Genomic DNA, 23,097 nt, shown 5'->3' with positions numbered 1-23,097 from the left:
CAGGGCGATGACCGCTGACTCCTCTCCTCTCGGGCGCTTGGACCGCGCCCTGACCAGCCTGCGCGGACTCGCGGTGGGGGACGCGCTGGGTTCGCAGTTCTTCGTCCCGGCGAACTACCCGTTGCTGAAGCGCCGCGAGCTTCCCGCCGGTCCGTGGCAGTGGACCGACGACACGGAGATGGCCTGCTCGGTGGTCGCCGTGCTCGCCGCCCACCACCGCATCGACCAGGACGCACTGGCCCACTCCTTCGCCCACCACCACGACTTCGACCGGGGCTACGGCCCGGCGGTCAACCGTTTGCTGCGTCTCGTCCGGGAGGGTGAGGACTGGCGCGAGCTGGCCGCCGGGCTCTTCAAGGGGCAGGGCTCCTGGGGCAACGGGGCGGCGATGCGGATCGCGCCGCTGGGCGCCTGGTACGCGGACGACCCGGAGCAGGCCACGCATCAGGCCGAGGTCTCGGCGTACCCCACACACCAGCATCGCGAGGCCGTCGTCGGCGCCATGGCCGTGGCCGCGGCCGCCGCACTGGCCGCGGCTCCCGGCGGCGCGCCGACCCCCGAGGCACTCCTCGACGGGGTCGTCGCCCTCGTCCCGAAGAGCGCCGTCGGCGCGGGCCTGCGGCGCGCCCGGGACATGCTGGACTACGACGACGCGTCCACCGTCGCCGCCGTCCTGGGCTGCGGACGGCGCACGAGCGCCCATGACACCGTCCCCTTCGCCCTCTGGTCCGCCGCGCGGGCCCTGGGCGACTACACGACGGCGTTCTGGACCACCGCCCAGGTCGGCGGTGACGTGGACACGACCTGCGCTATCGTCGGCGGTGTGCTCGCGGCCGGAAAGGCGGGGGCTCCGCCCGCCGAGTGGCTGGAGCGGACGGAGACGCTGCCGGAATGGGTGCCCGCGAGCGCGTGACGGCCGCGGGTGCCGTGCGCCCGCTTGACCGGTGACGCTCGGGAACTCTGTGTGCCCGACGGGAACTCTGCGTGACCGCTGCGCGTTGTCCGGACAGTCGCCGTGCGGCGAAGGTGTGCGCACGGCAGTCGGGTCCAGTCCGGTCGCGGGGGGTGTCGGCATGTCGTACGTACGTGGCCTGGCCCTGCTCATGGTCCTTCTGCGGACCCTTCTTCCGGCCTTGGTGACCGGTGTGCGGATGGCCGGCCCGGCGCCCTTGCCGTTGGTGCCCCGGGCTCGGTCCGGCCCTCCGCGGCCTTGCGTGGACCCCTTCGGGTCAGCCGATACCCGGCCCTGCCGTACCGGCCAGGGCTTCGAGGTCGGTCTTGCGGACCTTGATCACCAGTGTGGCGGTGGCCAGGGCGAGCAGGGCCATCGCGGCAGCGGGGACGAAGGCGGTCGAGATGCCGTGGGCCAGCACCTCGTGCCCCCAAGGCGCGGGCAGCTGGTGCGTCTTGGCGAACTCCGCCTTCTGCTCGGGCGTGCCGTCGGCGAGGAACTTCGGCAGCTGCTTGTTCGCCTCGTCCTTGCCGGCCGAACCGAACACCGTGGTCAGGATCGACAGCCCCAGCGAACCACCCACCTGCTGCGTGGCGTTGAGCAGACCGGACGCCGCGCCCGCCTCGTGCGGGGCGACACCGGAGACCGCCGTGACCGTCACCGTCACGAAGTTCAGACCCATGCCGAAGCCGAACACCAGCATCGGGCCCAGTACTCCGCCGAGGTAGGAGCTGTCGGGGCTGATGAAGGTCTGCCAGACGAGCCCGGTCACCACGAGCGCCGAGCCCGCCGTCATGAACGGCTTGGGGCCGAGGGAGGGCAGGAACCGCTGCGACAGCCCCGCGCCCACGGCGATCGCGGCCGTCACGGGGAGGAAGGCCAGACCGGCCTTGATCGGGCTGTAGCCGAGGACGTTCTGTACGAACAGGACGATGTAGAAGAACATGCCGAACATCGCCGCGGCCAGACTCAGCATGATCACGTAGGTGCCCGAGCGGTTGCGGTCGGCGAACATCTTCAGCGGGGTGATCGGCTCTTTGGCCCGCATCTCGGTGAAGACGAACGCCAGCAGCAGGACCACCGCGGCGCCGAAGGAACCGAGGGTCAGCCTGTCGCGCCACCCCTCCTCCGCGGCCCGGATGAAGCCGTACACGAGCGATGCCATACCGGCCGTGGAGGTCAGTGCGCCGGCGATGTCGAAGCGCCCCGGATGCCGCTCGGACTCGTTGATGTAGAGCGGTGCGAGCGTGGCGATCAGCACGCCGATCGGCACGTTGACGAAGAGCACCCAGCGCCAGTCGAGCCACTCGGTGAGCATGCCGCCCGTGAGCAGGCCGATGGCGCCGCCCCCCGCGGACACCGCGGCGAAGACACCGAACGCCCGGTTCCGCTCGGGTCCTTCGGGGAACGTGGTGGTGATCAGCGCCAGCGAGGTGGGCGACGCGATGGCGCCGCCCATGCCCTGCAAGGCCCGCGCGGCCAGCAGTTGCCAGGGTTCCTGTGCGAGGCCGCCGAGCAGCGACGCGAAGGTGAACAGCAGGATGCCGGTCATGAACACCCGGCGCCTGCCGAGGATGTCACCGGCTCGCGCGCCGAGCAGCAGCAGGCCGCCGAAGGTGAGCGTGTAGGCACTGACCACCCAGGTGAGGTCCGTGGTGCTGAACTTGAGCGCGTCTTGAATGTGCGGAAGAGCGATGTTCACAATCGTCGCGTCGAGTACCACCATGAGTTGGCAGGCCGCGATGACGGTGAGCGCGATGCCGGGATGCCCCTCCCGGCGGGCCGCTTTGGGTTTGTCGTCCTGAATCAGTTGAGAGGTTGTCACCTTGGGTCCCCCACAGAGCTGTTAGTGAACGGTCGCGTTCACTGTCGCTTCAACCGTAGTGAGTCCCCAATAGAGAACGCAAGCGTTCACTTAAGTTCGTCGCCGTGCGTCACGTCCCCCGTTGCCGCCGTACGGCGAGTGGCTCTTCGTTCGCATCCCCGCTCCCCTTGCCCGCTGGAGAAACTCAGATGGTTACCTCGCGCTGGACGGCCGCTTCCGATCGGGCGGCCTCCCCCCGCCGGCGCGGCGCCGTGCTCGAACGCGCGATCCTGAACGCCGCGCTGGAGCAGCTCAGTACGGTCGGCTGGAACGGCCTCACGATGGAGGGCGTCGCCGCCGGCGCGCAGACCGGCAAGGCGGCGGTCTACCGCCGCTGGCCGTCCAAGGAGGACCTCGTCATGGACGCGCTGCGAGCCGGACTGCCGTGCCTCGAAGGGGTCCCGGACCTGGGGAGCGTGCGCGAGGACCTGCTCGCGCTGTGCCTTCAGGCCCGCCGGGCGATGTTCTCCCGCCCCGGTTTCGCACTGCGTGCGGTGATTCACGAATGCGATCCCATGCAAGCTGAGCGCTTTCATGGCGTGATCTTCGACGGTGTCGTGGAGCCGACCGTCAGGTTGCTGCGTGAGGTCATCACTCGCGGAATAGGGCGAGGTGAGGTGCGATCCGACGCGGCGAACGGCTATGTCTTCGACGCCATTCCGGCGATGATGATGTATCGCTCGAAGGTTGGCGGTAGCGAATGGAGCGACAAAGATCTGGAGGAGATGATCGACCAGCTGATGCTGCCGCTGCTGCGGCCGAGCGGCAGCTGATCCCGTACCGCGGCGGCCTCTTGGCCGCTTGGGAGACCGGGGTGTCGCGCGGGGATCCGGGCGGCGTACGCTAAGGGCGCCATGCCGTACGAACCACCTACTCACACCGTCGAGCGCTCCCTCCGAGCCACGACCGGAGCGAAGGTCATTGCCGGTGTCGACGAGGTGGGGCGCGGCGCGTGGGCCGGGCCCGTCACCGTCTGCGCGGCGATCACCGGTCTTCGCCGCCCACCCCTGGGCCTCACCGACTCCAAGCTGCTCAGCGTGAAGCGGCGCACGGAGCTGGCCGAGGCGCTGCGGACGTGGGTGACGGCCTACTCCCTGGGGCATGCCTCACCGGAGGAGATCGACGATCTGGGGATGACGGCCGCGTTGCGGCTCGCCGCGGTCCGCGCCCTGGATGCCCTGCCCGTCCGTCCCGAGGCCGTCATCCTCGACGGGAAGCACGACTATCTCGGCGCTCCCTGGCGGGTGCGCACGGTGATCAAGGGTGACCGGTCGTGCGTGGCCGTCGCGGCGGCGTCGGTGATCGCCAAGGTTCAGCGCGACAAAATGATGGCCGAACTGGGTATCGACCATGCAGACTTCGGTTTTGCGGACAACGCCGGGTATCCGTCACCCGTGCACAAGGCCGCACTGGAGGAGCGGGGCCCCACCCCGTACCACCGGTTGTCGTGGGCGTATCTTGATGCGCTGCCCCAGTGGCGGCACCTCAAGAAGGTCCGCAGCTGGGCGGACGGAAGCGTTCCGGCGATCGAAGGTCAGCTCGGCTTCGATTTCTGACCGTTCCGCTCGCACTGATGTGCCACCCGGTCGTGCGAGCCGTACCAACGTTTGATAAATAACAGCTCATGCCTCTCATTCCCGAGGAGCCTCAGATTCACGAGAGTGCCCAGGGTCCCCGCGCCACTCCGGCCAATGGCCGCATCGCGCCGACCCCCCGCCCCGTACCCGGCCCCCGCCCCGCGGCTCCGTCGCGTCCCGGTCGTCCCGGTCCTCTCCGGCCCGCACCACCGGTGCAACGCACGCCGCGTGACACGGCCAACGTGAAGCCGGGCCCGTCGGGCCCGGCCGCTCCCGCCGCCACCGCGGCGGCGACCCCGCAGATCCAGATGATCCCGGCCTCCGCCGAGGGCGCGCTCGACGCAGCAGAGGAAGCAGTGGACCTGCTCCTGGAGTCGGGTCGTGCCCCCGGTGACGTGCTGGTGATCACCACCGGCGAACAGCACCCGTGGGCCGCCCATGAGTTGTCCTTCGGTGAAGCCTCCTACTGGGCACAGCACGACGCGGGCGACGACGTCTTCTACGCCGACGCCGCCGTGGCCTCCCGCGCCGCGTCCCGCCCCGTGGTCGTCGTCGCCGTCAACGGTGGTTCCGCCGCTGCCGCCACCGCCCTTCCGGCGGCCCACGCCCGGGCCGGCGCCCTGCTGATCGTCTGCGGCGACCCGCAGCAGATCAACTCGGTGCTGGGCGCGGGCGTCTGATCCGCGTCCGGCCCGTCCGGAGGCACCGGAGGTGACGGTGGTGCCGCTGCGGCGGCACCTGCACGGTGCGGCATTCGGCGTGCCCGTGTGACCGGCGGGATGTGCGTCGCGAGAGCGGCGTCGCCTGCCGGCCCGTGGGCTGTGCGACCTCACCGTGGCCGTCACGTCACCCCCTGGCGCCGTACGAGAGACGGCCCGTCACCAGGCGCTCTCTTGCGTCACGCGGGGGTGCCGCAAAGGCTTGCCGTGCCCGTGCGGCCCTCTCAGCGGGCCGCCGCGCGGCGCAGGACCTCCGAGACCGCGCCGCCGGTGCGCGGCGGCGGGGGCGGGGCGTCGGAGGTGGCGAAGGGTTCCGGTGCCGAGTCCGTGCTCGGACGGCGTCCGCCGCGGCCTTCGCCGAGGACCTGCCAGCCGTCCCGGGTCAGAGTGATGTACGCCCCGCACCGCAGCCCGTGCAGGGTGCAGGCGTCCCGCAGCCCCCACATCCACGCGCCGTCCTCCTCCGTCCAACGCGCGTCCCCCTCACGGCAGTAGAGCAGCACGGCGGTGCGCACCGGGGTGCGGCGCCGCAGGTCGTGCGGAATGACCCGGCGGAGCTGTGCCAGCAGCGCGTTGCGGAACATCCAGCCGTCGGCCGGGGCCGGGCGGCGGATGAACGACGCGCTGGCGCACAGCCGTTCGTCCGGATCCAGGACGGCCACGATCGCGGTGGCCGGCTTGGGCCGGTGCCGGGCGTGCAGTCCGCTGACGACGTCACGGGGGTTGCGCAGCAGCGGGATTCCGGCGGCAGCCCATTCCGCGGGTTCGAGCAGGCGGCTGGCGGAGGCGGCGGACGCGGAGGTGGACAGCGAGTCCGCCGAGGACGGAGCGAATCCGAAGGTCACGTTCCTCCCTTCGGCTACGCGCCCACACTGCGGGCGGGGGTCGGACTTCGGGGGAGTGCGCACCGCAGCAAAACGCAGCCGGATCACCGACAAGCCGTGCGGGGAGCGGACTTCAATTCTTCCTGTCGAACTTGGATGCGGCAACGAGCAATTGGGTTCACCGACTGTTATCTGGCGGTGCGTGGCTTATATCCCTACCCTGTGGGCCCTCCGGTGACGCCGGGGGGCGGCCGGTCAGCCCTGGACGGCCAGGACCAGCGGCAACACCCCCTGCGCTCCGGACTTTCTGAGCAGACGGGCCGCGACCGCCAGGGTCCAGCCGGTCTCGGTGTAGTCGTCCACGAGGAGCACGGGACCCGAGGCCTCGGCGAGGGCCGCGGCGAGCTCCGGCGGCACGGTCAGCGCGCCGTCCAGGGCCTTCAGACGTTGTGCGCTGTTGCTGCGGGAGGCGCGCGGCACCTCACCCGCGTACTCGACGCTGCCCAGCAAGGGCAGCCGGCCGATCTCCGCGATGCGGGCGCCCAGGGAGTGGATCAGCCGCGGCCTGGTCCGCGAGGCCACGGTGACGACACCCGACGGCCGGGGCTGCGCGTCGGGCGCGCCGGTGGCCCAGCCGCTTGGCCCCTTCGCCCAGTCGGCCAGCACACCGACCACGGCTCGTGCCACGTCGTCCGGCACGGGTGCGTCGGCCTCCCCGGGCGCGAGCATCGGCCGCAGACGGTTGCCCCAGCCGATGTCCGACAGCCGCCCCAGCGCCCGGCCCGGCGAGGCCTGCTCGCCGGCGGGGATACGTCCCTTGAGACCGATACCGATCGCGGGAAGTCCCGTCGGCCACATGCGGCGCGGCTCCACCTCGACGCCCGCACGGCCCAGATCGACCCGCGCGGCGTCCAGCGCGGCGGTGGAGGTGTCCACGGTGAAACGCGCGCCCGCGCAGTTGTCGCAGCGGCCGCAGGGCTTCGCGCCCTCGTCGTCCAGCTGGCGCTGCAGGAACTCCATGCGGCAGCCCGTGGTGGACGCGTACTCGCGCATCGCCTGCTGCTCGGCCTTCCGCTGGCGGGCCACCCAGTCGTACCGCTCGGAGTCGTACGTCCACGGCCGGCCGGTGGCGATCCAGCCGCCTTTGACGCGCTTGACCGCGCCGTCCACGTCGAGGACCTTCAGCATCGTCTCCAGCCGGGAGCGGCGCAGTTCCACCCGGGGTTCCAGCGCGGGCAGCGACAGCGGGCCGTCCGCGCGGGCGAGCACGTCGAGGGTGCGGCGCACCAGGTCCTCGGAAGGGAAGGCGAGCGACGCGAAGTACTCCCAGATCGCCTCGTCCTCCTTGCCCGGCAGGAGGAGCACCTCGGCATGCTCGACGCCGCGTCCGGCGCGGCCGACCTGCTGGTAGTAGGCGATGGGGGAGGAGGGCGAGCCCAGATGGACGACGAACCCGAGGTCGGGCTTGTCGAAGCCCATGCCGAGCGCCGAGGTCGCGACGAGTGCCTTGACCCGGTTGGCGAGCAGGTCGTCCTCGGCCTGCTGCCGGTCGGCGTTCTCCGTCCTGCCGGTGTACGAGGCGACGGCGTGTCCGCGCTGCCGCAGGAAGGCGGCGACCTCCTCGGCGGCGGCCACGGTGAGCGTGTAGATGATCCCGGAGCCCGGCAGATCGTCGAGATGTTCGGCGAGCCAGGCCATGCGGTGCGCGGCGTCCGGCAGTCGGAGCACGCCCAGGGTCAGGCTCTCCCGGTCCAGCGGTCCGCGCAGCACCAGCGCGTCCGACGTGCCCCCGGTGCCGAGCTGCTCCGCGACGTCCGCGGTCACACGCGCGTTGGCCGTGGCGGTGGTGGCCAGGACGGGCACGCCCGGCGGGAGGTCGGCGAGCATGGTGCGCAGCCGGCGGTAGTCCGGGCGGAAATCGTGGCCCCAGTCGGAGATGCAGTGGGCCTCGTCGACGACGAGGAGCCCGGTCGCTGCGGCGAGCTTGGGCAGGACCTGATCGCGGAAGTCGGGGTTGTTGAGCCGCTCCGGGCTGACCAGCAGGACGTCGACCTCGCCTGCGGCGATCTCGGCCTGGACGGCGTCCCAGTCCTCGGTGTTCGCGGAGTTGATCGTGCGGGCGTGGATGCCGGCACGGGCCGCGGCCTCGACCTGGTTGCGCATCAGCGCCAGCAGCGGGGAGACGATCACGGTGGGACCGCTGCCGCGGGCCCGCAGCAGCGAGGTCGCCACGAAATAGACCGCGGACTTGCCCCAGCCCGTGCGCTGGACGACGAGGGCCCGGCGGCGGTCGGCGACCAGCGCCTCGATCGCCCGCCACTGGTCCTCGCGCAGCCGGACCGCGCCGGTGGCGTCTGCGACGAGGCGGGCGAGGACGGTGTCTGCCTGCGCCCTGAGGTCCGCGGTGCTCGTGTGCTCCATGCGTTCCATACAACAGGACGGCTCTGACAATCGGGCGGCCCCCGGGGCGGGAAGCGGAATTCCTGGCAGGTTCGCCGCCGCGTTTGTTGTGTCCCTGCTCGGACTTATCCACAGGCCCAAGCGGAATCCCATGATTCGCGAGATCGTCTGCGCATGACGAATCACAGCGAAACGAGCGGACCCTCCGAAAACGGTGACATCACCGCAAGCGGGGCAATGAACGGGCGTGCGACACACGACGGCCAGGTCACCCTGCGCACCCCGGCCGAATTGGCCGACGCCCTGCCGTATCTGCTCGGGTACCGCCCGGAGGACAGCCTCGTCCTGGTCGCCCTCCACGACCGCGACGGCCGCGGCCGGTTCGGCGGCCGGGCCCGGCTCGGCATCCCCGCGAGCGAGGACGACTGGGCCGCGGCTGCCCGGCAGCTGGCCCACGGCCTGGTGACCGGCAGCGAGCGCAGGGGCGTCCGCCCGGAGCAGATGGTGGCCTACGTCTGCCAGGAACCCGCGAAGGGCGAGAGGGGAAGCGATGTCATGCGGCGCCTGCGTCCGCTGGCCCAGATGCTGCGCACCGAGTGCGGCCGCCTCGACGTACCGGTGATCGAGGCGCTGTGCCTCTCCGACGGCCGCTTCTGGTCGTACTGCTGCCCGAACGAGGGGTGCTGCCCGGCCGAGGGGACGCCGATGGGCCTGCCCGGCACCTCCGTGCTGGCGGCCGCCGCCACCTACGCCGGGATCCAGGTCCGCGGCACACTGCGCGAGCTGCATGCCAGGCTGCAGCCCTGGGAGAACTCCGACGCGCTGGAGCAGGAGATCGTCCTGGACGCCGCGGGCATGGACCTGGTGCCCCGGATCCTCGACGACGCGAACCGCGCGGACGTGGCGGAGGAAACCCTCGCCCTCGCCGAGCGGATCATGGGCCGGTTCGCCGCGGCACCCTCAGTCTCCGGCACGCTCCAAGCGGACCGCCGCGACGACGAACTGCTCGGGCACGACGAAGCCGCGGCGCTCATCCTCGGCCTGCAGGACCGCACGACCCGCGACCGGGCCGCCGCGTGGATGGAAGGGGAGGAGGCCGGTCCGGCGCTGCGCCTCTGGCGCGCCCTGGCCCGCCGCTGCGTCGGACCCTACGGTGAACACGCCGCCGCACCTCTCACCCTGGCCGGCTGGGTCGCCTGGTCCAGCGGCGACGATCTCGAGGCCCGTGAGGCCCTCGCCATGGCCCTGGGCGCGGATCCCGACTACCTCTTCGCCCGCCTCCTGCACCAGGCGTGCAATGAGGGCCTGGACCCGGAGTCGATCCGCCGCTGCCTGCGCGCGGACCGCACGGGAAGCGCACGCCCGGACGGCGAAGCGGGGGACGCGACGGAGGTGAACGCCGCCACGCCCGATCAGGACCCGCCGGAGACCGGCGGCCACCGACGGCGCCGTACCCGCTCCGGTGAGGGCCCCGACCCCCGCCCGCGCCCGGCGCGAGCCGCGGAGAGCAGGCGGCCCCGCCCCTCGGCCCCGGGCCGCTCCCGGTCCGCCGCGTCGAAGCCGGGGAGCACGCGCACGCGTACGCCGGGGAAAAGCGGAACCCGGCGCGGTGGCACCGCACCGGAAAGCACCCGATCCCTGGGCAACGGCACCGAGAGGGACGGGTGAGCAACGCCCGGCCCACTGAGGTCCGCCTGACGCCGGCGCCGCCCGGGGCTGCCGGGCGCGCCCGCACTCTCACGGTGCGGCTCGGAACAGACTCGGCCGTGCCGTGGTCGAGAAGGCGGCGGATGGTCTGCGACCGGGCCTGTGACCTCGTACGACGCGAAGGACAGGACCAGTGGGAGCCGAGGGGATGCCGCACAAGGGGCCGAAGTGGATCAGCCGTCGATGCAACCGGTGAAGGACGTGTTTATCGTCAGGAAGACGACTATGATCGCCGCATGCCCTACGACCCGTCAGCGTTCCCGCCCTTCGCCGTCACCGTGGACCTGGTCGTGCTGACCGTGCGCCGCCACGCCCTGTGCGCGCTGGCGGTGCGCAGGGGTGAGCCGCCGTTCCAGGGACGCTGGGCGCTGCCCGGCGGCTTCGTACGGGCCGACGAGGATCTGGCGCAGGCCGCGGCGCGCGAACTCGCCGAGGAGACCGGGCTGCACGCTCACGACGCCGCCGTGCCCGCTCCGGACCACGGTGCCCACCTGGAACAGCTGGCGACCTACGGTGACCCCAAGCGCGACCCGCGCATGCGTGTGGTCAGCGTCGCGCACCTCGCGCTCGCCCCCGACCTGCCCGCTCCCCGGGCGGGCGGCGACGCCAGCAACGCCCGCTGGGCGCCCGTCGAGGAGCTGCTGCAGCAGGGCGGGTACGGCCGCGACGGCGAGCCGGTGGCACCGCTGGCCTTCGACCACGCCCAGATCCTGGCCGACGGAGTGGAACGGGCCAGATCCAAGATCGAGTACTCTTCGCTGGCCACCGCGTTCTGCCCGCCCGAGTTCACCGTCGGGGAATTGCGCCGGGTCTACGAGGCGGTGTGGGGTGTGGCCCTTGACCCCCGCAACTTCCATCGCAAAGTGACCGGCACCCCCGGTTTCCTCGTCCCCACCGGCGGTACCACCACCCGCCAGGGCGGCCGCCCGGCCCAGCTCTTCCGCGCCGGCGGCGCCACCCTGCTCAACCCCCCGATGCTGCGCCCCGAGGTCTGATATTCCGGCACCGAACGGCGGAACCGTAGCGATACCTAAAAATCTGGACATATCGCGCTATCTTGCTGCGGGTGATCCAGGCCTTCGGACTGACCAGCATCGCCCGCAAGGGATACCCGCCCGCCGTCGACGACGTCTCCTTCGAAGCGCCGTCGGGTCATGTCACCGCGCTCCTGGGGGCGCCGGGCGCGGGGAAGACGACGGCGCTCAGACTCATGCTCGAACTGCAACAGGGGCGCGGGATCACCTACTTCAGAGGACGCCCCCTGCACCGCATCGCCCACCCGGCGCGTGAGGTCGGCGTGCTCCTGGGCGACGTACCGGGACACCCGGCACGCTCGGTCCGCGGCCACCTGCGCATGCTGTGCGCGGCCTCGGGCGTGCCCGTCCGGCGTGCCGACGAGGTGCTCGAAGCGGTCGGTCTCGTCAGCCTGCGCGAGGAGCGCCTGGGCACGCTCTCGCGCGGCATGGACCGCCGACTGGGCCTGGCGTGCGCCCTGCTGCCCGACCCCCACACGCTCGTGCTGGACCAGCCCGCGGACGGCCTGTCCACCCGGGAAGGCCGCTGGCTGCACGGCATGCTGCGCGCGCACGCGGCGCAGGGCGGCACGGTCCTGTTCACCACGGCCGACACCAAGGAGGCCGCTCGCGCCGCCGACCGGGTCGTCACCCTGGAGCGGGGCCGGCTCGTCGCCGACCAGGAGGCCGCCGCGTTCGCCCGCACCCGGCTGCGCCCCCGCGTCGCCGTGCGCAGCCCGCACGCCGCCCGCCTCGCCGCCCTGCTCACCAGGGAGGCCCGCACCACCCGGCGCTCCGTCGAGGTCGTGCCGGAGGGCGGCAACCGCCTCTCCGTGTACGGCAGTACGACCGCCGAGGTCGGCGAGACCGCGTTCCGCCACGGAATTCTCGTCCACCAACTCGCGGACGAGGTGGGCGACATGGGGTCCGACGTCGGAGGGCCTTCGTCGGACGGGCAGGAGAACGCCGCCGACCGGCCGTCGGCACAGGACGTTTCCCGTGAGGCGGATGAGCCGCCGGCGGCGAGCCGACGGCAGTCCGCCGACGGGCAGCCCGTGGTCGGGCAGCCGCGCAAGGGCCGGGACCCCGATGGGGAAGAGGCGTCCGGCGCCGGGCGAGCGCAGGTCGCTCATGAGGTGTCGGCAGCGGATCGAGCACAGTCCGACCACGAACTGCCGACGGTGGACCGGCCGCGGAGCACGGGCGGACTGCGGGTGCGAAGCAGGCCACAGCCCGACGGGGACGCGTCCGCCGCCGACGTGTCGCCCTCCATCCCCGCGCCGTCGACCGCGTCGGCTCCCTCGACAGCCGCCACGCCCGCCTCCCAGGCCTCGGAGGCACCGCCGGTCACCGAGGCACCGACCAGCCCCGCAGGCGCGGCGTCGTCCCTTCGCGTGCACCTCGCCGACGTGGACGCCTCCGCCGAGCGGCAGGCCCCGGCCGGGGAGCGGTCCGTCCCGATGAGCACCGCGGCCTCCTCCGCGCCCCGCGCCCTGAACGCCGTCTCCTCCCTCCCGCCCCCCATCTCCGTCCGCTCCGCGCCCAGCCCCCTGCGTCCCCTCCGTTACGAGCTCCGCCGTGCCGCCGGTATCGGCACGGGTTTCCTCACGTGCGGTGCCGTCCTCGCGGTGTCGGCGCTCACGGCCGTACTGCTCGCCCGGCTCGGGCACACCCCGCAGGCACGCCTGTTCGCGGCGTGGCCCCTGGAGCTTCCGCTGCCGCCCGCGGCGCTCGGCGCGGGGCTGCTCGGCGCCCTGTCCTTCGGCGACGAGTTCCGCCACCCCGCCCTGGCGGCGGACCGCGGCACCGTGCCCCGCAGGCTGGGGCTGCTCACCGCGAAACTTCTCGTCTCCGGGGCCACCGCTCTGTTGCTGGCCTTCCTCACCATGGGCTGCGACGCCGAAGCGCTCTATGTCGTCTACGGAGGGGAGCTCGTGCAGGTTCCCTCCGACTGGCTCTCGCTCGGCGCGAGTTGGTTCGGCCTCGTGGTCGGATGCGCCTGGGCCGGTGTGCTCGCCGCGGGGGTCTTCCGGTCCACCACGGCCGGGCTCGCCGCGGTGGTCGCCGTGCCCGTCGTGGTCGTACCCCTCGTGCAGAAGGCGCTGGGAGGGCCGGCCGTGCGGATGGCGACCGGTTTTCCGGCCCGGATGCGTGAGGTCTTCCTGCTGCAGTGGCCCTTCGGGGGCGAGGCCTACCTGGCCGGCGCCGCCCGGCTGATCGCCCAACCCGTGGGCGGCGCACTGATGTTGTCGCTGACCGTGCTGCTCTGCGCGTACCTGTGCACGACCCTGCGGAGCGGGCTCCGGTGACTACTGTCCGTACGCTTCCGAACCGGCCGTGCGCACAACTCCCCGCAGAAAGCCCATTTCTTTCCGATAAGGCGTCAATTGCGATGGGGTGAGCGATCACCCTTTCGTGTGCTTTTCACCAAAGACCTCAAGGGAGTTGGAGACGGCGCCGACAAAGGATCCGTGAGTACCCTTGCGCACACCATGATGACCGCCGCCCGCTCCGCCGACTCCGGTCTGGCCGGCCCGGGCGAATTCGACCGCTACCCCTACGCCGAGGCCCCCGCCGCCGACCGCGTGGGAGCGCCCGTCTGGGAGGGCGCGGACCCCGAGCTGGGCCGTGTGGGCCGACGTGCCGCGGGCAGCCGCGGCCGCGGACTGCACGGCCAGCTCGTCCAGCAGCTGGGTCAGATGATCGTCTCGGGCGACCTGGGCGCGGACCGCCCGCTGGTGCCCGAGGAGATCGGCCAGCGCTTCGAGGTCTCCCGCACCGTCGTCCGCGAGTCCCTCCGTGTCCTGGAGGCCAAGGGCCTGGTCAGCGCCCGCCCGAACGTCGGCACGCGGGTGCGTCCCGTCAGCGACTGGAATCTCCTCGACCCGGACATCATCGAGTGGCGCGCCTTCGGGCCGCAGCGGGACGACCAGCGGCGCGAGCTGAGCGAGCTGCGCTGGACGATCGAGCCGCTCGCCGCCCGCCTCGCCGCCGGACACGGTCGCGAGGACGTCCAGCAGCGCCTCTCCGACATGGTGGAGATCATGAGCCGCGCCCTGACGCAGGGCGACGCGCTCACCTTCTCCCGCGCCGACGCCGAGTTCCACACGCTGCTCATCCAGATCGCGGGCAACCGCATGCTGGAGCACCTCTCGGGCATCGTCTCGGCGGCCCTCCAGGTCTCCGGCGGCCCGGTCACGGGCTGTGAGCGGCCGAACGACGCGGCCCTGGCCCAGCACGCGCGGATCGTCGACGCGCTCGGCACCGGGGACGGCGCGGCGGCCGAGGCGGCCATGCGCCAGCTGCTCACCGTCCATCCCGAGGTCGAGCGCGTGGTGCCCGCCCCGCGCGAGCACTGACCCGCCTCTCGGGCGATGGGGTCGGAGTGTGCCGCGTTCTCGTGGCGTCGCCGGGTCCGTGTGCCGTCTGCCGTCGGACCGTGCCGGGTCCTCCGCGAACCCGGCGCGGTCCGACGGTGTGACCACTAGTGACCTTGTCTGTCGGCATCTGACCGGTTTAGAACGCTTACGGGGTGTGACTCGGGCCACGCGAATTGGGCGTAACGCTCTTGGGAGCAACGCGATGACCTAAGAGGTGACAGCCGCGGAGGGAATACGGACGCCATGCCAGGCGCTGTGCATCTTCCCGGCCCCCGCCCGCGCCGTCGGCCCATTCCAAGCCGGCGGTCGGCTCCTGTCCGTCGTGGATGGGGCCGGAAGCCGTTTTCCAACGTTCCGAGAGGTTGTTCGTGTCGGCCAGCACATCCCGTACGCTCCCGCCGGAGATCGCCGAGTCCGTCTCTGTCATGGCTCTCATTGAGCGGGGAAAGGCTGAGGGGCAGATCGCCGGCGACGATGTGCGTCGGGCCTTCGAAGCTGACCAGATCCCGGCCACTCAGTGGAAGAACGTACTGCGCAGCCTCAACCAGATCCTCGAGGAAGAGGGTGTGACGCTGATGGTCAGTGCCGCGGAACCCAAGCGGACCCGGAAGAGCGTCGCAGCGAAGAGTCCGGCCAAGCGCACCGCCACCAAGACGGTCGCGGCGAAGACGGTGACCACGAGGAAGGCCACCGCCACCACGGCCGCTCCGGCCTCGCCCGCCGACCCCGCCGTCGTCGATCCCGCCGAGGAAGCCACCCCCGCCAGGAAGGCCGCAGCCAAGAAGACGGCCGCCAAGAAGGCGGTCGCGAAGAAGACCGTCGCCAAGAAGACGGCGGCCAAGAAGACCACCGCCAAGAAGGACGACGCCGAGATCCTCGAGGAAGAGGTTCTCGAGGACACCAAGGTCGCCGAGGAGCCCGAGGGCACCGAGAGCGCGGGCTTCGTACTGTCCGACGAGGACGAGGACGACGCCCCCGCGCAGCAGGTCGCCGCGGCCGGCGCCACCGCCGACCCCGTCAAGGACTACCTCAAGCAGATCGGCAAGGTCCCCCTGCTCAACGCCGAGCAGGAGGTCGAGCTGGCCAAGCGCATCGAGGCGGGCCTGTTCGCCGAGGACAAGCTGGCCAACTCCGACAAGCTGGCGCCGAAGCTGAAGCGCGAGCTGGAGATCATCGCCGAGGACGGCCGCCGCGCCAAGAACCACCTCCTGGAGGCCAACCTCCGTCTGGTGGTCTCCCTGGCCAAGCGCTACACGGGCCGCGGCATGCTCTTCCTGGACCTCATCCAGGAGGGCAACCTCGGTCTGATCCGCGCGGTCGAGAAGTTCGACTACACCAAGGGCTACAAGTTCTCCACGTACGCCACCTGGTGGATCCGTCAGGCGATCACCCGCGCGATGGCCGACCAGGCCCGCACCATCCGTATCCCGGTGCACATGGTCGAGGTCATCAACAAGCTCGCGCGCGTGCAGCGCCAGATGCTCCAGGACCTGGGCCGCGAGCCCACCCCGGAGGAGCTGGCCAAGGAGCTCGACATGACCCCGGAGAAGGTCATCGAGGTCCAGAAGTACGGCCGCGAGCCCATCTCGCTGCACACCCCGCTGGGCGAGGACGGCGACAGCGAGTTCGGTGACCTCATCGAGGACTCCGAGGCCGTCGTCCCGGCCGACGCGGTCAGCTTCACGCTTCTGCAGGAGCAGCTGCACTCGGTCCTCGACACCCTGTCCGAGCGCGAGGCCGGCGTCGTGTCCATGCGCTTCGGTCTCACCGACGGTCAGCCGAAGACCCTCGACGAGATCGGCAAGGTCTACGGCGTGACGCGTGAGCGCATCCGTCAGATCGAGTCCAAGACCATGTCGAAGCTGCGTCACCCGTCGCGTTCGCAGGTGCTGCGCGACTACCTCGACTAGTCCACCGCTTCGACCGGAGCACGGTCGTACGACGTCGAAGGCCCGGTCTCCCCGCGCGGGAGCCGGGCCTTCGTGCTGCGGGCGGTGGCGCTCTGGATGACCCTGGGTGTCCCAACACCACTCAGAGTGAGGAGCGTGCATGCGACGACCCTGTGTGCGGTCGGTGATCCGGCCGCTGTTCCTGGCGACCGTCACGGCCGCCATACCGTTGGCCGGCGCGGTGCCCGTGGCCGCTGACAGCGTTGTCGTAGGGGGCTTTCCCGTCGATGTGTCCAAGAGCCCGTGGACCGTGGCCCTGGCGAGCCGTGACCGGTTCGGGGGTACGCGGGCGGGCCAGTTCTGCGGAGGGGTGGCGGTCGGCCGGACGACGGTGCTGACCGCGGCCCACTGCATGGCCGAGGAGGTGCTGGGCGTAGCGCCCGACAAGATGCGCGACCTCAAGGTCATCGCCGGTCGTACGGATCTGCTGTCGAGCGGCGGCGAGGAGATCGCCGTACGCGACACATGGGTCAACCCCGGCTATGACGGCGTCAGCAACGCCGGCGACTTCGCCGTGCTGACCCTCGCCAAGCCGCTGTCCCGCAGTGTGCTCGTCACCATGGCGGCCAAGGGCGACCCGGCGTACGCGCCGGGAACGGACGCCGTGGTCTCCGGGTGGGGTGACACGACGGGCGCCGGCGACTACAGCCGGCGGCTGTACGCCGCGCATGTGCGGGTGCTGCCCGACATCCTCTGCACGCGGGCGTATCCCGGAGGGCCGGACGGTGCGTACCGGCCGGACTCCATGCTGTGCGCCGGAGAGGTCGTGGGCGGCCCGGACGCCTGTCAGGGGGACAGTGGAGGCCCGCTGGTCGCCAAGGGGCGGCTGATCGGGCTGGTGTCCTGGGGGAGCGGCTGCGGGCGGGCGGGCAGCCCCGGCGTCTACACGCGGGTGTCCGACATCGTACGGACACTGGGCTGGGGCGGCAGCGCCCCGCGGAGGCCGCGCGACGGCGCCTGAAGGGCCCTGTGGGGCCGCGCCGGTGCGGACGGCGGGTTCCGGGGTGAACCAGTACGGGCGGCCGTTCCTGGGAGCAGGAGCGGCCGCCCGTTCACCGGCCTGTGCCGGGGCTGGCTCGTCGTGTGTGCGAGATGTCAGCGCTCATCTTCGGACGTAGATGCGGGAACGGCCGTCAGCCGCTCCGTCTCGTCCTGTATCTCAGCGGCGATCTTCTTGAGTTCCGGCTCGAACTTGCGGCCGTGGTGGGCGCAGAAGAGCAGTTCTCCGCCGCTGAGCAGCACGACGCGCAGGTATGCCTGGGCGCCGCAGCGGTCGCAGCGATCGGCGGCCGTCAGGTGGCTCGCGGGGGTCAGAACAGTAGTCACGTCGCCTCTTCTCTAGCTCGACGAGCTGTCGTACCAGGGTCAACATCCAACCAGCCCGAAAACGTTCCCGCTCGTGGCTTTTCCTGGAAAAAATCTTTCCCGGGGCGGCTGTCTGCTGCCGGTTGGCGGCGAATGTGCCGTAGTGCGTGTCTAGTGTGTCGTACGGGTTCGCGCGGTCAGTGTCAGGGGGGTTTTCGTCCGCCGGCTGGCTTGCCGGTTGTTCATGAGGACGTGCCCGGAGCCTAAATGGTTCATGCCTCGAAGGGAACGTGATATGTACTTCACTCCAACGAGGGATCGAACAGGCATACGAGTCTGGACTAGTGTGAGTTGATGCCGAGGGTGGCGTTACAACGGCTCTACCAGGCCTCGGTACCCTCAGTGCGGCGACCGAAGCCGGCCCCTTACCCAAATGGGGTCCACCTGAAATTCAGCGAGGAGCGAACCGCGTGACCGCCGAGACGTCCGTGCCGTCCACAGCTCTGCTGGCAGGAGCAGACCGGGACGGTTCCAACTACACCGCGCGGCACCTGCTCGTCCTCGAGGGCCTCGAAGCCGTGCGCAAGCGCCCTGGCATGTACATCGGCTCGACCGACAGCCGCGGCCTGATGCACTGCCTGTGGGAGATCATCGACAACTCCGTCGACGAGGCCCTCGGTGGCTACTGCGACCACATCGAGGTGATCCTGCACGACGACGGATCGGTGGAGGTCCGGGACAACGGCCGCGGCATCCCCGTGGACGTCGAGCCCAAGACCGGCCTCTCCGGTGTCGAGGTCGTCATGACCAAGCTGCACGCCGGCGGCAAGTTCGGCGGCGGCTCCTACGCGGCCTCCGGCGGTCTGCACGGCGTCGGCGCCTCCGTGGTGAACGCGCTGTCCGCCCGCCTGGACGTCGAGGTCGACCGCGGCGGCCACACCCACGCCATCAGTTTCCGGCGCGGTGTTCCGGGGGCCTTCGCGGTGAACGGCCCGGACGCCAAGTTCGAGGCCAAGGGCGGCCTGCGCAAGGCCAAGAAGATTCCCCGGACCCGTACCGGCACGCGCGTGCGGTACTGGGCCGACCGGCAGATCTTCCTCAAGGACGCGAAGCTCTCCCTGGAGAACTTGCACCAGCGTGCCCGCCAGACCGCGTTCCTGGTGCCCGGCCTCACCATCGTCGTCCGCGACGAGTACGGCCTGGGCGAGGGCGGCAGCAAGGGCGAGGAGTCCTTCCGCTTCGACGGCGGCATCAGTGAGTTCTGCGAGTACCTGGCCACCGACAAGCCGGTCTGCGACGTCCTCCGCCTCACCGGTCAGGGCACCTTCAAGGAGACCGTCCCGGTCCTCGACGACCACGGCCAGATGACCCCCACCGAGGTCACCCGCGAACTCGGCGTCGACGTCGCGCTGCGCTGGGGCACCGGTTACGACACGACCCTCAGGTCGTTCGTCAACATCATCGCCACCCCCAAGGGCGGCACCCATGTCGCCGGCTTCGAGCAGGCCGTCACCAAGACGATGAACGAGGTGCTGCGCGCCAAGAAGCTGCTGCGCGTCGCCGAGGACGACATCGTCAAGGACGACGCCCTGGAGGGCCTCACCGCGGTCGTCACCGTGCGCCTGGCCGAGCCGCAGTTCGAGGGCCAGACCAAGGAGGTCCTCGGCACCTCGGCGGCCCGCCGCATCGTGTACAACGTCATCTCCAAGGAACTCAAGGCGTTCCTGACCTCCACCAAGCGCGACGCGGCCGCCCAGGCCCGGGTGGTCATGGAGAAGGCGGTCGCCGCCGCCCGTACGCGTATCGCGGCGCGCCAGCACAAGGACGCGCAGCGCCGGAAGACGGCCCTGGAATCCTCCTCGCTGCCCGCCAAACTCGCCGACTGCCGCAGCGACGACGTGGACCGCAGCGAGCTGTTCATCGTCGAGGGCGACTCCGCGCTCGGTACGGCGAAGCTCGCCCGGAACTCCGAGTTCCAGGCGCTGCTGCCGATCCGCGGCAAGATCCTCAACGTCCAGAAGTCGTCCGTGACCGACATGCTGAAGAACGCCGAGTGCGGCGCGATCATCCAGGTCATAGGGGCGGGATCCGGCCGGACCTTCGACATCGACGCGGCTCGCTACGGCAAGATCATCATGATGACCGACGCCGACGTGGACGGCTCCCACATCCGCTGTCTGCTGCTGACGCTGTTCCAGCGCTACATGCGGCCCATGGTCGAGGCCGGCCGGGTCTTCGCCGCGGTGCCGCCGCTGCACCGCATCGAGCTGGTGCAGCCGAAGAAGGGCCAGGACAAGTACGTCTACACGTACTCGGACCGCGAGCTGCGCGACACCCTCATGGAGTTCCAGAGCAAGGGCGTCCGGTACAAGGACTCCATCCAGCGCTACAAGGGTCTGGGTGAGATGGACGCCGACCAGCTGGCCGAGACGACGATGGACCCGCGCCACCGCACCCTGCGCCGGATCAACCTCTCCGACCTCGAAGCCGCCGAACAGGTCTTCGACCTGCTGATGGGCAACGAGGTGGCACCCCGCAAGGAGTTCATCTCGAGCTCGGCGGCGACGCTGGACCGGTCGCGGATCGACGCGTAGACGCCGCGCCCGGGCCTCGGCCGGGTGGGGTGGCGAACGGGCGTCGGTGTGGGGGCTGCGGGCGACTGAGCTGACGGTGGGCTGGGCCGCGCCACTCGGCGGCTCGGGCGCGGGCCGCCGGTTGCCCGGGCCGGAGGCTGGGGTGCCGGGGTCGGTTCGGGTCCGGCTGCGGGCCGGGCGGCGGTACCCGGGCGGTACTCGGGACGGAGTGGGGTGCGGTCGGCCGGGATGTGCCCGCGGCCGGGTCCTTCTCGCGGCCCTGGTCTGCGCCGCGCGGCGGGTTCTCCACCCGCGGGTGGAGAACGAGGCGGTAGCGGGATCCACCCAGGATCCACCCCGGCTCCGATCTGCTGACCTGCGAATCTCCGTAGCTTCGAAGGCGTCGGCAGCGCTCGCTGTCGGCGCTCCTTCCGCTCACGGAGGCTTCGATGTCCGGGCTCGTCAACGCGTTGGTGATCGTGGCCGTTGTCGTGCTGGTGATCGTGCGCCAGTTCCGCGCCCAGGCGATCAGCACCGACCGGCGGTGGTGGCTGGCGCCAGTCGTCCTGGCCGTCGTCGCGCTGCGCGAACCCGGTACGGTCGACGCCCACCACCCCGTCGAATCCGTCCTGCTGCTCTCCACCGAGCTGCTCATAGGCCTGGCCACCGGAGCCGGCTGGGCGTGGACCACCCGTATGTGGCGGGAGCCTGACGGCGCCGTGTGGAGCAAGAGCAGCAAGGCGAGCGGCGCCGTCTGGATCGTCGGCATCGCCCTGCGCGCCGGACTCTTCGGCCTCGGTGTGCTGCTCGGCGTCCACCAGGACAGCTCCGCCCTGCTCCTCGCCCTCGCCGGTACCCTGCTGGTCCGCTCCGGGATCCTGGTCTGGCGCGCTCAGTCCCTCTCGGCGGCGGAGGCCGGCCCGGCCGCGGCCTACGGTGACGCCATGCCCCGGTCCGCGTGGAAGGAGCGCGTGTGACGGACAACGCCTGGACACGCTGGCCCTCCCGGGAGGCGCTCGGCCGGGAGGGCGTCTCCCGACCGAGACGCGTGATCGCCTGGAGCGTGCGCCTGTTCGCCCTAGGGCTGCTGCTGTGGGGTGCCTTCGAGGACCATCACGTGCACGGATGGGGCACGGTCGCGGCGGTGGGCGGCATCCTCCTGGCCGGAGCGCTCTCCTGGGCCTTCTTCCGGACCACCTACCAGCACCGGTTGTGGACGACGCTGGCGGTCGTCACGCTGCTGCTGGGCCTGGCGGTCGTGGCTCAGTCGACCGGGTTCCGCGGGCCGGCCCTCGTCATCTGGTGCGGCTGTGCCATCTCCGCGCTGGAGCGGATGCCGCTCGGGGCGGCCCTCCCCGTCGCCTGCCTCGCCTTCACCGCCTTCTCCGTGGTCAACAACGACGTCTGGCTGACCACCGCCGTCACCGTCACGGGCATGGCCCTCGCCGGTTACGTCCTCCGGCTCGACGCCGAGGCCCGGGGCAGCGCCCAGCGGCTGCTCGCCCAGGAACGGGCCGCACGGTCCGCCGAGGCCGAGTCCGCGGCGCTGGCCGAGCGGGCCAGGATCGCGCGGGAGATCCACGACGTCCTGGCCCACAGCCTCTCGGCCCAGCTCGTGCACCTGGAGGCGGCCCGGCTGCTGATCGAGCGCGGCGCGGACCGGGAGCAGATCCTCGACAGGGTGGTGGCGGCGCGGGGAATGGCTCGCGACGGTCTCGCCGAGACCCGGCAGGCACTCTCCGCGCTGCGCGGTGAACTCACCCCGCTGGAGGACTTCCTGGCCGAGCTGGTTGACGCGGCCGACGGCGCCGAGGTCACCGTCACGGGTGAGCGCAGACCGTTGCCCGCCGAGGCGTCGCAGGCCGTGCGCAGGGTCGCCCAGGAGGCGCTGACGAACGTGCGCAAGCACGCCCACGGCGCCAAGGTGCGGGTACGGCTGGACTACAGCGAGCACGAAGTGACGCTGAACGTCAGGGACTCGGGCGGAACAGCGGGCGAACTGACCGGAGCGGGGGCGGGGTACGGTCTGCTGGGCATGCGGGAGCGTGCCGAGTTGCTGGGCGGATCGCTCGAGGCCGGGCCGGAGGAAAAGGGGTTCGTGGTGACGCTGAAGGTGCCCGCATGACGGAGGAGGCCGGGAAGCGGCCCGCGCGGGTGATCGTCGTCGACGACCAGACCGTGGTCCGGGAGGGCATCGTGATGCTGCTCGGACTGCTGCCCGGCGTCGAGGTCGTCGGGGCCGCGGGCGACGGGGAGGAGGCGGTGCGGCTGGTCGCCGAACTCGCCCCGGACGTGGCCCTGATGGATCTGCGGATGCCCCGCTGCGACGGGGTGGAGGCGACCCGGCGGATCCGGGCGGAGTACCCGGGGACCCAGGTCGTGGTGCTCACGACCTTCGCGGACGACGATTCGCTGTTCCCGGCGCTGAGGGCGGGCGCGCGCGGCTACCTCACCAAGGACGCGGGCGGCGACGAGATCGTGCGGGCCGTGGAGAGTGTGCTGTCCGGGGATGCGGGGCTGTCGCCGAGCGTCCAACGGCGTTTGCTGGAGCGACTGTCGGAACCCGACCCGCAGCCGGCGACGGCGGAGACACCGGACGGACTGACCACTCGGGAGACCGAGGTGCTGGTGCTGATCGCCGAGGGGCTCAGCAACCAGGAGATCGCCCGGAAGCTGCATGTCTCCACCGCGACCGTGAAGACCCACATCAACAACCTCTTCGCGAAGACGGGACTCAAGGACCGCGCCCAAGCCGTGCGTTACGCGTACGGGAAGGGACTGGCCCGGCCACCAGCGAATTGAGTCACCTGATGGGGTGAAGAGCCCGGGGAAGA

18 protein-coding genes are annotated in these 23,097 nt (G+C 71.4%); 14 read left to right on the top strand and 4 right to left on the bottom strand.

What is annotated here, in order from left to right:
* Positions 1-7: 7 nt before the first annotated feature.
* Positions 8-913 carry an ADP-ribosylglycohydrolase family protein gene (locus ACZ7L0_RS04465; protein WP_471240897.1) on the top strand — a complete coding sequence of 302 codons (906 nt, stop codon included), beginning with the start codon at positions 8-10 and terminating at the stop codon, positions 911-913.
* Positions 914-1,229: 316 nt separating this feature from the next.
* On the opposite strand, the gene ACZ7L0_RS04460 is transcribed toward ACZ7L0_RS04465, so the two are convergent.
* On the bottom strand, positions 1,230-2,777 hold the full coding sequence (locus ACZ7L0_RS04460) for an MFS transporter (RefSeq protein WP_471240896.1): 1,548 nt from the start codon (positions 2,775-2,777) through the stop codon (positions 1,230-1,232).
* 188 nt (positions 2,778-2,965) lie between these two features.
* On the opposite strand from ACZ7L0_RS04460, the gene ACZ7L0_RS04455 reads away from it, so the two are divergent.
* The 3 genes from ACZ7L0_RS04455 (at position 2,966) to ACZ7L0_RS04445 (ending at position 5,073) form a co-directional block, all read left to right on the top strand.
* Entirely contained in the window at positions 2,966-3,589 is a 624-nt protein-coding gene (locus tag ACZ7L0_RS04455; RefSeq protein WP_471240895.1) for a TetR/AcrR family transcriptional regulator, read from the top strand.
* Between the two features lie 81 nt (positions 3,590-3,670).
* Positions 3,671-4,372, top strand: coding sequence for a ribonuclease HII (locus ACZ7L0_RS04450; RefSeq protein ID WP_471240894.1), 702 nt, complete (start codon positions 3,671-3,673; stop codon positions 4,370-4,372).
* Positions 4,373-4,440: 68 nt separating this feature from the next.
* The gene (locus ACZ7L0_RS04445) at positions 4,441-5,073 is read left to right on the top strand and encodes a hypothetical protein (protein WP_471240893.1); all 633 of its coding nucleotides are present in this window, start codon (positions 4,441-4,443) and stop codon (positions 5,071-5,073) included.
* A 263-nt stretch (positions 5,074-5,336) separates the two neighbouring features.
* On the opposite strand, the gene ACZ7L0_RS04440 is transcribed toward ACZ7L0_RS04445, so the two are convergent.
* Together ACZ7L0_RS04440 and ACZ7L0_RS04435 are read right to left on the bottom strand one after the other, a co-directional pair.
* Positions 5,337-5,957 (bottom strand): hypothetical protein, encoded by a 621-nt coding sequence (locus ACZ7L0_RS04440; RefSeq protein ID WP_471240892.1) that lies wholly within the window; start codon positions 5,955-5,957, stop codon positions 5,337-5,339.
* A 234-nt stretch (positions 5,958-6,191) separates the two neighbouring features.
* The gene (locus ACZ7L0_RS04435) at positions 6,192-8,357 is read right to left on the bottom strand and encodes a RecQ family ATP-dependent DNA helicase (protein WP_471240891.1); all 2,166 of its coding nucleotides are present in this window, start codon (positions 8,355-8,357) and stop codon (positions 6,192-6,194) included.
* Positions 8,358-8,510: 153 nt separating this feature from the next.
* Here ACZ7L0_RS04435 and ACZ7L0_RS04430 point away from each other — a divergent pair, with 153 nt between their 5' ends.
* From ACZ7L0_RS04430 to ACZ7L0_RS04405, 6 genes are all read left to right on the top strand, one after another.
* Positions 8,511-10,004 carry a DUF4192 domain-containing protein gene (locus ACZ7L0_RS04430; protein ID WP_471240890.1) on the top strand — a complete coding sequence of 498 codons (1,494 nt, stop codon included), beginning with the start codon at positions 8,511-8,513 and terminating at the stop codon, positions 10,002-10,004.
* Between the two features lie 275 nt (positions 10,005-10,279).
* On the top strand, positions 10,280-11,038 hold the full coding sequence (locus ACZ7L0_RS04425) for an NUDIX hydrolase (protein ID WP_471240889.1): 759 nt from the start codon (positions 10,280-10,282) through the stop codon (positions 11,036-11,038).
* Between the two features lie 71 nt (positions 11,039-11,109).
* Positions 11,110-13,365, top strand: coding sequence for an ABC transporter ATP-binding protein (locus ACZ7L0_RS04420; protein ID WP_471240888.1), 2,256 nt, complete (start codon positions 11,110-11,112; stop codon positions 13,363-13,365).
* Between the two features lie 162 nt (positions 13,366-13,527).
* On the top strand, positions 13,528-14,415 hold the full coding sequence (locus tag ACZ7L0_RS04415; protein ID WP_471240887.1) for a FadR/GntR family transcriptional regulator: 888 nt from the start codon (positions 13,528-13,530) through the stop codon (positions 14,413-14,415).
* Positions 14,416-14,804: 389 nt separating this feature from the next.
* Positions 14,805-16,346: an RNA polymerase sigma factor gene (locus ACZ7L0_RS04410; RefSeq protein ID WP_471240886.1), complete on the top strand. Its 1,542-nt coding sequence runs from the start codon at positions 14,805-14,807 to the stop codon at positions 16,344-16,346.
* Positions 16,347-16,485: 139 nt separating this feature from the next.
* A complete protein-coding gene (locus tag ACZ7L0_RS04405) occupies positions 16,486-17,346 on the top strand; it encodes a S1 family peptidase (protein ID WP_471240885.1) in 861 nt (286 codons plus the stop codon).
* 134 nt (positions 17,347-17,480) lie between these two features.
* On the opposite strand, the gene ACZ7L0_RS04400 is transcribed toward ACZ7L0_RS04405, so the two are convergent.
* Positions 17,481-17,711 (bottom strand): DUF7455 domain-containing protein, encoded by a 231-nt coding sequence (locus tag ACZ7L0_RS04400; protein WP_471240884.1) that lies wholly within the window; start codon positions 17,709-17,711, stop codon positions 17,481-17,483.
* A 449-nt stretch (positions 17,712-18,160) separates the two neighbouring features.
* Between ACZ7L0_RS04400 and ACZ7L0_RS04395 the strand changes: the two genes are divergently transcribed.
* From ACZ7L0_RS04395 to ACZ7L0_RS04380, 4 genes are all read left to right on the top strand, one after another.
* Positions 18,161-20,284, top strand: coding sequence for a DNA gyrase/topoisomerase IV subunit B (locus ACZ7L0_RS04395; protein WP_471240883.1), 2,124 nt, complete (start codon positions 18,161-18,163; stop codon positions 20,282-20,284).
* 428 nt (positions 20,285-20,712) lie between these two features.
* On the top strand, positions 20,713-21,240 hold the full coding sequence (locus ACZ7L0_RS04390) for a DUF1453 domain-containing protein (RefSeq protein ID WP_471240882.1): 528 nt from the start codon (positions 20,713-20,715) through the stop codon (positions 21,238-21,240).
* A complete protein-coding gene (locus ACZ7L0_RS04385) occupies positions 21,237-22,388 on the top strand; it encodes a sensor histidine kinase (protein ID WP_471240881.1) in 1,152 nt (383 codons plus the stop codon). The genes ACZ7L0_RS04390 and ACZ7L0_RS04385 overlap by 4 nt, the downstream gene beginning before the upstream one ends.
* On the top strand, positions 22,385-23,065 hold the full coding sequence (locus ACZ7L0_RS04380) for a response regulator transcription factor (protein WP_471240880.1): 681 nt from the start codon (positions 22,385-22,387) through the stop codon (positions 23,063-23,065). Before ACZ7L0_RS04385 ends, ACZ7L0_RS04380 begins: the two co-directional genes overlap by 4 nt.
* Positions 23,066-23,097: the final 32 nt, after the last annotated feature.

This window comes from Streptomyces sp. NPDC039424, from assembly GCF_055639495.1.
This window is presented reverse-complemented; position numbering and strand designations above follow the sequence as displayed.